This is a genomic window from Methanobrevibacter sp. 87.7 (genome assembly GCF_002208625.1).
In the GTDB taxonomy this organism is placed as follows: domain Archaea; phylum Methanobacteriota; class Methanobacteria; order Methanobacteriales; family Methanobacteriaceae; genus Methanarmilla.
The window spans coordinates 1-10,748 of record NZ_MRCT01000061.1 but is presented as its reverse complement, the minus strand read 5'-3'; the positions used below and the strand labels follow the sequence as shown (position 1 = coordinate 10,748).

General features: G+C 24.7%; 10 protein-coding genes and 1 pseudogene. 7 read left to right on the top strand and 4 right to left on the bottom strand.

Translation table 11 applies throughout. From position 1 onward, the window contains the following. Positions 1-736 precede the first annotated feature (736 nt). Both BGI41_RS04275 and BGI41_RS04270 read right to left on the bottom strand, forming a co-directional pair. Positions 737-1,381: a fibrillarin-like rRNA/tRNA 2'-O-methyltransferase gene (locus BGI41_RS04275; RefSeq protein WP_088538997.1), complete on the bottom strand. Its 645-nt coding sequence runs from the start codon at positions 1,379-1,381 to the stop codon at positions 737-739. Between the two features lie 164 nt (positions 1,382-1,545). Then, complete coding sequence (locus tag BGI41_RS04270) at positions 1,546-2,745, bottom strand: NOP5/NOP56 family protein (protein WP_088538996.1); 1,200 nt, start codon at positions 2,743-2,745, stop codon at positions 1,546-1,548. A gap of 91 nt (positions 2,746-2,836) precedes the next feature. Here BGI41_RS04270 and BGI41_RS04265 point away from each other — a divergent pair, with 91 nt between their 5' ends. From BGI41_RS04265 to BGI41_RS04250, 4 genes are all read left to right on the top strand, one after another. Then, positions 2,837-3,748, top strand: a complete 912-nt coding sequence (locus BGI41_RS04265; RefSeq protein ID WP_088538995.1) for a dihydroorotate dehydrogenase — start codon at positions 2,837-2,839, stop codon at positions 3,746-3,748. A 9-nt stretch (positions 3,749-3,757) separates the two neighbouring features. Continuing rightward, the gene (locus BGI41_RS04260) at positions 3,758-4,555 is read left to right on the top strand and encodes a dihydroorotate dehydrogenase electron transfer subunit (protein WP_088538994.1); all 798 of its coding nucleotides are present in this window, start codon (positions 3,758-3,760) and stop codon (positions 4,553-4,555) included. 236 nt (positions 4,556-4,791) lie between these two features. Next, positions 4,792-5,856, top strand: a complete 1,065-nt coding sequence (locus tag BGI41_RS04255; protein ID WP_088538993.1) for an AI-2E family transporter — start codon at positions 4,792-4,794, stop codon at positions 5,854-5,856. 26 nt (positions 5,857-5,882) lie between these two features. Further along, the gene (locus BGI41_RS04250; protein WP_088538998.1) at positions 5,883-7,712 is read left to right on the top strand and encodes a DNA-directed DNA polymerase; all 1,830 of its coding nucleotides are present in this window, start codon (positions 5,883-5,885) and stop codon (positions 7,710-7,712) included. Between the two features lie 136 nt (positions 7,713-7,848). On the opposite strand, the gene BGI41_RS04245 is transcribed toward BGI41_RS04250, so the two are convergent. Both BGI41_RS04245 and BGI41_RS04240 read right to left on the bottom strand, forming a co-directional pair. Then, the gene (locus BGI41_RS04245) at positions 7,849-8,307 is read right to left on the bottom strand and encodes a hypothetical protein (RefSeq protein WP_143744784.1); all 459 of its coding nucleotides are present in this window, start codon (positions 8,305-8,307) and stop codon (positions 7,849-7,851) included. Positions 8,308-8,377: 70 nt separating this feature from the next. Continuing rightward, positions 8,378-8,641, bottom strand: coding sequence for a TrmB family transcriptional regulator (locus tag BGI41_RS04240; protein ID WP_088538991.1), 264 nt, complete (start codon positions 8,639-8,641; stop codon positions 8,378-8,380). 129 nt (positions 8,642-8,770) lie between these two features. Here BGI41_RS04240 and hcp point away from each other — a divergent pair, with 129 nt between their 5' ends. The 3 genes and pseudogenes from hcp to BGI41_RS04225 form a co-directional block, all read left to right on the top strand. Next, positions 8,771-10,090 (top strand): hydroxylamine reductase, encoded by a 1,320-nt coding sequence (gene hcp / locus BGI41_RS04235; protein WP_088538990.1) that lies wholly within the window; start codon positions 8,771-8,773, stop codon positions 10,088-10,090. 84 nt (positions 10,091-10,174) lie between these two features. After that, on the top strand, positions 10,175-10,501 hold the full coding sequence (locus BGI41_RS04230) for a cupin domain-containing protein (protein ID WP_088538989.1): 327 nt from the start codon (positions 10,175-10,177) through the stop codon (positions 10,499-10,501). A gap of 146 nt (positions 10,502-10,647) precedes the next feature. Further along, positions 10,648-10,748: pseudogene (locus tag BGI41_RS04225) on the top strand (tetrahydromethanopterin S-methyltransferase subunit A); the annotation flags it as partial.

Here is a 10,748-nt window from a genome sequence, read left to right as displayed (position 1 = left end):
TTTTTTACTTATTTTTTTTATTAGGATTTAAAATATTTTTTTAATTTTTTTTATTATGATTAAATATTTTTTTATAAAATTATTTTTTTTTAAATTATATTAAGTAAATATTTTAAAATCTACTTTATTTCTTAAAATAAAATAATTCTATTTTATAATAAGATAAAATTAGTAATACTTTTTTATTAAATTTCTAGTTTTTATTAAAAAAGTCCTATTTTTTAAGATTTTTTAAAACTTCTTAATTTTTTATAATAAAATGAGTTAAAATAAGTTAAATAAAAAAATTAGTTCAATCCCCTAGATAATAGTATTTTGGAGTATCCATAGAGTGAATTTTATCTAGAGGCGGTCTTTTGAACTATTTCATATATTGCATTAGCATTTATATTTATAATGTTTATAATATAAAAAGATTTCAATAGTATTACTTTTTTGATTTTTTTATGTGGATTTTTACTTTATAATAAATTATCTTTTTAAGGTTTAAACTATTGTAATTTTTCTATATCATATATAGATATAGTAATAAAATATATTTTTTAATTTTTTATTATATTATTAATTTATTTAAATTGTATCAATGTTATTAATTAATATTCTTATAATAGTATGAATTATATATTTTAATTTTATTACTTCTATTTTAAAATTATTTATTATTTTTTTAAGGATATTTATTTTAATATCTTTTTAAATTATTATAAAATTAATATAAATAGTATATATTAATTCTTTAAAATGCTTTTTTTACTAATAAACAAATATGATCTTTTTCATATGGTTCTAATTTTACTCTTTCTTCTATAGAGAAACCATTTGTTTTTAATATTTTTTCTTGTTCTTTAAAAACAGTTTTAGGTTTAATATTAACATTTATACTCCTTGATTTTATCATAAATACTCCTTGACCATCATCTTTCATAAAAAGATCCATATTATCCATAAATAATTTTGTTTGACTAGGTTGAGCAACATCACAATATACAATATCTACTTTTTCAACTTTGTTTAAGTATTCTTTAGGTTTTGTAGCATCATTTAATAATGGGGCTATATTTGGTCTAGTTTTACAGAGTCTTGATAATTTTCTAAGACTTACTGGTGAAAATTCAACAGCATATATTCTTCCATTTTTAACAATGTCTGAAATATGTGATACAGTTGTTCCAGTTGATGCTCCAAGATAAAGTACTGTTGAATCTTTATTTAATTCTAATTTTGATAACCCATTTAATAATGCTGCAGATAATTTAGATCTATGTGGATTCCAAACTCTGTATTCTTTACCATTTTCATTAATTATTTGTTCTCCATATACTCTAGTTCCTGGAACTAAATTTACTGTAGCTATTTCTTTATCTGTTTTGTAAATTTCCATTTTATCAACTTTTAAATTTATAATCCCTTAGTTTTTTATGGAAGCTATTTTTAGCTATTTTTTAGTTTAATTATTTTTTTTATAAGAATTGTCTATTTTTATTTTAGTTATTTTTTTATAAAACTTAGTATTTTTATATTTTTTAATAAAATATTTTTGTAGATTTAATGTTTTCGTCTTCTTTTTTTATGTCTTCTTTGTTTTTTTGATTTTTTATGTGTTTTTTTAGTTTTATTATTCTTATTTTTTTGATTTCTTGTTTTTGGAAATGGATTTTCTTTTTCTATTATTTCTACTTCTTTTTCAAATTCTTCTTTTATACCTGGTTCATATTTGTCTGTAAAATAATCTCTTTTAACTGCTAAACTAATTTTTAAAGCTAGTTTTCTAGCTATTTTTCCACGATTCCAATAATTACTATTTCTAACTATTGGATCTTGATATATTAAACCATATTTTGGTGGATTTTCACCGGTTTTTAAGTGTCTAAATAATGCTTTTTCTGCACCCATAATTTGTATTGTACTTGCTGGGAACATTGCTAATCTTTTAAGACTTCCTGCATGGGAAATTAATTTAGCACCTAATGTAGAACCTAATAAACTTTGGAGGTTTGGTGCTATTTTATTCATTTTTAAATCAATATATTCTTCAATATCTTTTCTTGATTCTTGTAATGATTTTATAGATTTTGCAAATTTCTTTAATATAATTATGTCATCTTCTTCTAAATCTGCACCATTACTTATTTTATCCTCTAAATTTTTATTATTTTTAATTGCATCTTCTCTATTATTAAAATCAGCAATTAATTTAATATATGCTTCATTATTATGTATTGTTTCAATTTCAGGGAAGTATATAGTTTCCCATTCTCTTATTCTTTCAATTAATTTAGATATTCCTTCGTCAATTTCATCAATTGAATTAATTGCTTGAATAAGTAGTTTATCTTCTTCTTGTGAAGATTCTTTCATTTTTAATATTGCAATTTTATTTGTAATATTAACTAATTTTTCTCTATATTCCTCAGGATTATTTATAAAATTAATTTCTTCTAAGATTTCAATTAAGTTTTCTCTTAAATAGTTTCCAGCTTTACTTGGTATTTCTATTTTAATTTTATCGTAGTTTTCTATATTCTTATAATCTGAGTGTTTATTCCTTGTTTCGATGATTATTTCATCATATGAATCATCAATATGACTAATTATTTCCCTTTCTTCACTGGTTATATTGTTTTTTTCTATTTCAATAAGTTTATTTACTATGTCTTCCTCTTTGAATAATATATAATCGATTAATTCAAAATTATTATTGAAGCATAAATAACCAGCAATACAATTTGTTATATAAATTTTCATGATTTTATTTTATATATTTACATAATTATAAATTTTACATAATTCATAAATTATAATAATATTATTTTTAATAAATTTTTGGAGAAATCTTATGTTAGAAACTGAATTTTGTGGTGTAAAACTTAAAAATCCTTTGATGTTAGCAGCTGGAATTATGGGTAGTAATGCTAGTAGTTTAAATTGGATTTTAAGATCAGGTGCTGCAGCAGTTGTTTCAAAATCTTTTTCAAAAGATCCTAATCCAGGTTATCATAATCCAACAACTGTTGAAGTCACTGGAGGTATTATTAATGCTATAGGTTTATCTTCTCCAGGTGTAGATGTTTTTTTAGATGAATTAAAAGCTGTTGAACTTAATGAAGATGGTCAAGCTTTAATTGCATCTATTTATGGTGCTACTCCTGAAGATTTTGTTTATGTTACTGAAAAAATTCAAGATGATGTTGATTCTATTGAATTAAATATTTCTTGTCCTCATGCTATGGAAGGTTATGGTGCAGCTATTGGTCAAAATCCAGATTTAACTCATAAAATTATAAGTGCAGTTAAAGATGTTTCTAAAGTTCCAATTATTGCTAAGTTAACTCCTAATGTTACTGATATTACAGAAATTGCAAAATCTGCAGAAGATGCTGGTGCTGATGGATTAAGTTTAATTAATTCATTAGGTCCTGGTATGAAAATTGATATTACTACTGGAAATCCTATACTTAAAAATAAATTTGGTGGTATGAGTGGGCCTGCAATTAAACCTATTGCTATACGTTGTGTTTATGATGTTTATGATGCAGTTGATATACCTATAATTGGTGTAGGTGGTATTCAAAATTATGCGGATGTTGTAGAGTTTTTATATGCTGGTGCAAATGCAGTGCAAATTGGTACTTCTATAATGTATGAAGGTGTTGAAATATTTTCTAGAATCAATAATGATTTAGAGAAATTCATGATTGAACAAGGATTTGATTCAATTGATGAAATGGTTGGTTTTGGACATAAATAAGGTGTTAATATGTTGAATGTTCCTAAAGTTTTAAAAATTAAAGATATTATTAAAGAAACTCCTACAATTAAAACATTTTTCTTTGATTGGGACATGGATGATGAGATCCCATATCCTGGACAATTTATTATGCTTTGGAATTTTAATGATGAAAAACCAATGTCTATTTCTTCAATAGATTTAGATAATAAAGAAATTGGGGTTACTATTAAAAAAGTAGGTCCTTTTACTGAAGAAGTATTTAATCTTAAAGTTGGGGATTATTTAGGATTAAGAGGTCCTTATGGTAATCCATTTACAATTCCAAAAGATAAAAAAATATTGGTTATTGGTGGTGGAGTCGGAATGGCTCCAGTTACTTGTTTTACTGATTATGCAGTTAAAGATAATGATGTTGATGTAGTTTGTGCAGCAGTAAATAAAGATGAATTACTTTTTGAAGATAGATTAAAAAAATCTGGTGCAAATGTTTATAATGCTACAGATGATGGTTCATCTGGATACAAAGGATTTGCAACAAATCGTGCATTAGATTTAATTAAAGAATCACATTATGATTTTGCAGTTGTTTGTGGACCTGAAGTCATGATGAAACCTACTTATGATATCCTTGAAGATAATAATATTCCTGGAGAATATTCTCTTGAGAGGTATATGAAATGTGCAATAGGTATATGTGGACAATGTTGTGTTGATAATACTGGATGGAGAATATGTAAAGAAGGACCAGTATTTTCAAATGATGATCTTAAATTAATCACTGAATTTGGAAATTACCGTAGAGCACCTACTGGTGAAAGGATATAATTTACTTATCTAAATTCTTTTTAAGATCTTATTAAAAGAATATTATTTAGTTATTTAAATTAATCTTTTTAAGGGATATAATTTAGTTAAGTTTAAATATTATTATGTATATTAAATCTATAATTATTATTAAATTCAATTGTATAATTTAACTTATTAATTAAAATTTAAAATCTATTTTCTAATTTAATTTTTAAGTTAAAGATTCTTTAATTAATTTAAAAAACTGTGATTTTATGGAAAATAATATAATTAGTAAATTAAGTACACCTTTACTTATAATCTTAATTTTAGTAATACTTTCTATTATGGTGTTAACTCCTGTATTAAATATGATAATACTTGGGATTATTTTATCTTTAGGTGTAAATCCTATTGCTAAAAGATTGAATAATAAAATTAAGCATAAATCAATTTCAAATATTTTAGGAATGCTTCTAATTATAATTCCTATAATCCTATTATTAGGATATATTGTTTATGTTATGATTGGATTAAGTACTTCAATTATTAGTAGCCAAGGTAATTTTTCATCATTTAATGTTAATTCAATTGCTTCTGGAATTGTAAATTATTTACCTCCACAATACCATTCCATGAGTGGAACAATTGCTATTAAGATATATACTGGAGTTAATAGTTTAACAAAAATAGTTTTTAATTATATTATTAGTTTAGTTAAAGATTTACCAAACATTTCTATACAATTATTAGTTTTAATTTTTACAACATTTTACTTTGCTCGTGATGGAGATAAAGTATGGGATTATGTATTTGCTTTTATTCCAGATGATAGAGTTGAATTTTTTAATCATATGTTTGCACAAATTAAAGATGTATTAAAAAGTATATTTTATGGTCATGTTTTAACAAGTGTAATTATTGGTTTAATGGGTTTTGTAGGTTATACTTTACTCGGATATCCGTTTTCTGGATTTTTAGGAATTATGACTGGGATATGTCAATTAATACCAGTAATTGGTCCTTGGCCGATTTATACTATATTAGCTATTATGTATTTATTTAAAGGTAATTATGTAAGACTTGTACTTGTTGTATTATTTGGTTGTATTCTATCTTTAAGTGATATGTATATTCGTCCTGCAATTTCTGGTAAATATGCAGATATACATCCATTGATTTTACTTCTTGGATTTGTGTCTGGTCCTTTAATTATGGGTATTGTTGGTTTTATACTTGGTCCATTAATATTAGGAGTTGCATTTGCAGTTATTAAAACATATAAAGAAGAAAAAGATAATTTAACTAAGAATAAAGTTAATAATGAAATTATAAACTAAATATTTTATGATATTGTGGTATTATGATTGAAAGAGAAATGATTGTTTTAGATATTGATTATATTACAGAAGGGGAAAAACCAGTAATACGTTTATTTGGTAGAGAGCCTGGTGAAAACCCTAAAAGAATTATTGCATTTGATAATAGTTTTGAACCATATTTTTATATTGAAGCAGAAAATATAAATCAATGTTTAAAAGATTTAGAGAAATATGATACTAAAAATATTGAAATTGTAGATAAAAAAGATTTCCAAATTCCTAAAAAGTTTATTAAAATAACATTTACACATCCTCAAGAAGTTCCAAAATATAGAGATGAAATTAGAGAATTAGATTCTGTTATTGATATACGTGAACATGATATTCCATTTTACCGTCGTTACCTTATAGATAATAATATTGTTCCTATGAGTCTTGTTAGTGTTAAAGGAGATCTTATAGAATCTCATGAATCTATAGATAATAATTATGATAATCTTGAAATACTTAATCTTTCAGAAGTTCCTAAATCATTAAATGATACAGTTTCTGATTTTAGAATTATTGCTTTTGATTTAGAAGTTTATAATCCAAGAGGTTTACCTAATTCTAATGTTGATGAAATTATTATGATTGGTCTTAATAGTAATTTTGGTATTAAGAAAGTATTGTCTACTAAAACAAAGGTTGATGCTGATGATTCTTTTATAGAAAAATTTGATTCTGAAAAACAAATGATTGAAGAATTTATAAGAATTATTAAAGATAATCAAGTTGATATTATTGTAGGATATAATTCAGATAATTTTGATTTTCCATACCTTAATGATAGAGCTAAATTATATGGAATTGATCTTGATTTAAGTATGGATGGTTCTTCAATTAAATTTATAAAAAGAGGTTTTACTGATGCAGCATCATTTAAAGGACTTCTTCATATTGATTTATATTTTGTAATGAGAAGGTATATGACATTAGATAGATATACTTTAGAAAGAGTTTATTATGAGTTATTTGGTGAAGAAAAAAAAGATGTTCCTGGGGAAATTATTTGGAAATATTGGGATAGTAATAATGAATATCTTAATGAATTGTTTGATTATTCATTAGATGATGTTGTATCTACTCTTATGATTGCTCAACAAACATTACCACTAAATTTAGAGCTTACTCGTATTGTAGGTCAACCTTTCTTTGATATTACACGTATGACTACAGGTCAACAAGCTGAATGGTATCTTGTTAAAAGAGCTTATGATATTGATGAAATAATTCCAAATAAACCTTCTGCAGGTGATAAATCAAGAACTCATGATAAAAATGAAGGAGGGTTTGTTAAAGAACCTGAACCAGGTTTACATGAGAATTTAGTACAATTTGATTTTAGAAGTCTATATCCTAGTATAATTATATCTAAAAATATTTGTCCTGATGTTCTTGTAACTGATAAAGGAAATCCATTAGATACTACTGATGATGCATTTCCAGATGAAGAAAGATATTATGTTTGTCCACAACATAAACATAAATTCTTAAAAAAACCAAAAGGTTTTATTCCTTCTGTAATTGGAGATATTTTAAGAGAAAGACTTAGAATTAAAAAACAAATGAAAACATCAAGTAATCCAACTGAGAAAAAGGTTTTAAATATTCAACAATTAGCTATTAAACGTTTGATTAATACAATGTATGGTGTATATGGATATTCTAGATTTAGATGGTATTCATTTGAATGTGCTCAAGCTATTACTGCATGGGGAAGAGAATATATTTTATATACTATTGAATCAGCTAAAAAATATGGTTTTTATGCAATATATGCAGATACCGATGGTTTTTATGCAGAATATCGTAAAGATGTAAATTCAAATTAATTTTAGTTTTATTTAATTTTTTATTTTTAATTATATTCTTTTTTAATCATTTTAGCAATTTGGATTTTTAATTCTTTATTTATTGATTATTTTATTGTTATAAGTTTTTTAGCTATTAAATTTGTTTTTAATTATTTTAAATTTTTTTATTCATATTATTAATTTTAGCTTTTTTTAAGACTTTATAAAATCTATCATCATAATTTTTACTTATTTCAGGATACTGATTCCACATTGCAATACTTGTTTCATTAAGGGGACTTCCTGTTTTTTCATTAAATTTACTATAAATATGTAACATTTCTTTTCCATCACATATCATCATTTTAACATATGGTAAATTTGCGTTATATATTGTAATATTTGGATTTTCTAATTCTTTTTTAATATTTACTTTTTTATTATTAATTATACAATTAGGGGATGCTAGAATATTTATTTCAATTTTTTCAGATTTATTTTTTAATATTTTTTTAAGTTCTTGAACTTCATTTTCAAATAGAAAGCCAATTCTCATATTAACTCTATTTTTTGCTTTTTTAATAAGTTCAATTTCTTTATTTATTATTTTTTTCTCACCTCTAATTAACCACATTGGAGCTTGTGTTTTTATAATTTGATTTTCATGGTTATATATTAATTCTAATTTTGCATCTCTTATTTTATCATTTATCTTTTTTAGTTTCTCTTTTAAAAATAATTGATGGGTCAATAGATTTATAAATATTCGGATGTCCTTTAATTATTTCAATAAACTCTTTTTCTTCTAAACTTTTCAAAACACTATAAATTTTAGTTCTTGGTATATTTGATTTTTCACTAATTTCAGGAGCTTTAGCTTCAATCATTGAATTTAAATAGTAAAATGCTAAAGATTCATATTTTGTTAGTCCAAATTTATTTAATGTTTCAATTATTTCTTCTTTCATTGAAATCACAGTTTTAATCTTTATTGTTTTTATGTATAATTAAAATTTTAATACTTTTAATACTTTCTAAGTTACATTATATTTATATACTTTATAGATATACTTTTAATTATATGGAGGTTACAAAAAATGATGAAAGATTTACCTAGGGATAGATTAGATATGTTCTGTTACCAATGTTCTCAAACTGCAGGAGGTAACGGATGTTTCATGAAAGGTGTTTGTGGAAAAGAACCTACTGTTGCAAGATTACAAGATAATCTTTTGTTTACAATGAAAGGTATTAGTGCTTATAATTATCAAGCAAATAAATTAGGTGCTAAAGATTCTGATGTAGATGAATTTTTAACTAAAGGTATGTACTCTACTCTTACTAATGTAAACTTTGATGTTGAAGATTTAATTCAATTAGGTCTTGATGCTGGTGAAGCTAGTGTAAAAGTTATGAGATTACTTAAAAATGCTCATATTGGAGCATATGGTGAACCAACTCCTGTTGAAGTAAAAGTTGGAGCACAAGAAGGTCCTGCTATTATTGTAACTGGACACGATTTAAAAGCTTTAGAAGAATTACTTAAACAATGTGAAGGTACTGGAGTAAATGTTTACACTCATGGTGAAATGTTACCTGCACATGGATACCCTGAACTTAGAAAATATAGTTCACTTAAAGGTCAAATTGGTGGACCATGGTTTGATCAGAAAAAAGTATTTTCAAAATATAATGCTGTAATTCTTGGAACTAGTAATTGTGTATTATTACCAAAAGATGATTATAAAGATAGAATTTACACAAGTGGTGTTGCTAAATTACCTGGTGTAAAACAAATTGAAGATTATGACTTCTCAGAATTAATTAAACAAGCTAAAGAATTAGGTGGATTAGAAGCTGAAGAACTTACTACTTTAACTACTGGTTTTGGTGTAAGTACTATTTTAAGTCTTGCTCCTAAAATTAAAGAATTAGTTGAAGCTGGTAAAATTAAAAGATTCTTCTTAGTTGGAGGTTGTGACTCACCAACTTCTAAAAATAATTATTACAGAGAATTTGTAAAAAATTTACCTGAAGATACTGTTGTATTAACTCTTGCTTGTGGTAAATACAGATTTAATGATTTAGATTTAGGTAATATTGAAGGTGTACCTAGATTAATAGATATGGGTCAATGTAATGATGCAATTGCAGCAGTTGATGTAGCTCTTGCATTATGTGACTTATTTGAATGTGAATTAAATGATTTACCATTAACCATAGTATTAAGCTGGATGGAACAAAAAGCAGCTGCTGTACTTTGGGCATTATTATACTTAGGTAAAAAAGATATGTTAATTGGTCCTATTTTACCTGCATGGGCAAATGAGGATATACTTAATGTGTTAATTGAAAATTATAATTTAACTCCAATTGGAGATCCTATTGAAGATATTAAAAAAATTATGGGAGAATAAATAACTTCAGATATTGTTAAATATTATAAGTTATAAATGAAATTTATATAAATTTTTAATAATATAATTTTAAGAAGTGATTGTATGACGGATTTAAAAGGAAAAGCTATTGAAATTAGTAGTTTGGCTGAGTATCAAGAAGGTTCTGTTGTTAGTCGTGAAATCATAAAAAAAGATATTGGGACTGTTACAATATTTGCATTTGATAAAGGTCAAGGATTATCTGAACATAGTGCACCTTTTGATGCATTAGTACAAATTATTGATGGTGAAGCAGAAATTACACTTGCAGGTGAACCTCATACTGTAAGTAAAGGACAAATTATAATTATGCCTGGAAATGTTCCTCATGCTTTACAAGCAGTAAATAGTCCTTTTAAAATGATTTTAACAATGATTAAATCAGATTAAATTTTATATTATTATATAGAATATTTTCATTCTCCCTAAACTTAAAAGAAAATATTCAACCCTAAATCCAATATATTCTTAAAAAATCTATACGATTTTTTTGTTTAGGGATGATAATTGATGATTAAAAAACTGGAGGTATTAATATGGCTGATAAAAAATCACCTGCTGATGGATGGCCTATTGTTACTGGTGATTACATTGCAGGAGACCCAGAAAGTCCTGTTGCTGTAGCAACTTTAGCTTC

What these genes read in the sequence shown, in the direction of transcription:
- BGI41_RS04275 (WP_088538997.1), bottom strand. Translation starts at nt 1,381, where the DNA reads ATGGAAATTTACAAAACAGATAAAGAAATAGCTACAGTAAATTTAGTT.
- BGI41_RS04270 (WP_088538996.1), bottom strand. Translation starts at nt 2,745, where the DNA reads ATGAAAATTTATATAACAAATTGTATTGCTGGTTATTTATGCTTCAAT.
- BGI41_RS04265 (WP_088538995.1), top strand. Translation starts at nt 2,837, where the DNA reads ATGTTAGAAACTGAATTTTGTGGTGTAAAACTTAAAAATCCTTTGATG.
- BGI41_RS04260 (WP_088538994.1), top strand. Translation starts at nt 3,758, where the DNA reads ATGTTGAATGTTCCTAAAGTTTTAAAAATTAAAGATATTATTAAAGAA.
- BGI41_RS04255 (WP_088538993.1), top strand. Translation starts at nt 4,792, where the DNA reads ATGGAAAATAATATAATTAGTAAATTAAGTACACCTTTACTTATAATC.
- BGI41_RS04245 (WP_143744784.1), bottom strand. Translation starts at nt 8,307, where the DNA reads ATGTGGTTAATTAGAGGTGAGAAAAAAATAATAAATAAAGAAATTGAA.
- BGI41_RS04240 (WP_088538991.1), bottom strand. Translation starts at nt 8,641, where the DNA reads ATGAAAGAAGAAATAATTGAAACATTAAATAAATTTGGACTAACAAAA.
- hcp (WP_088538990.1), top strand. Translation starts at nt 8,771, where the DNA reads ATGATGAAAGATTTACCTAGGGATAGATTAGATATGTTCTGTTACCAA.
- BGI41_RS04230 (WP_088538989.1), top strand. Translation starts at nt 10,175, where the DNA reads ATGACGGATTTAAAAGGAAAAGCTATTGAAATTAGTAGTTTGGCTGAG.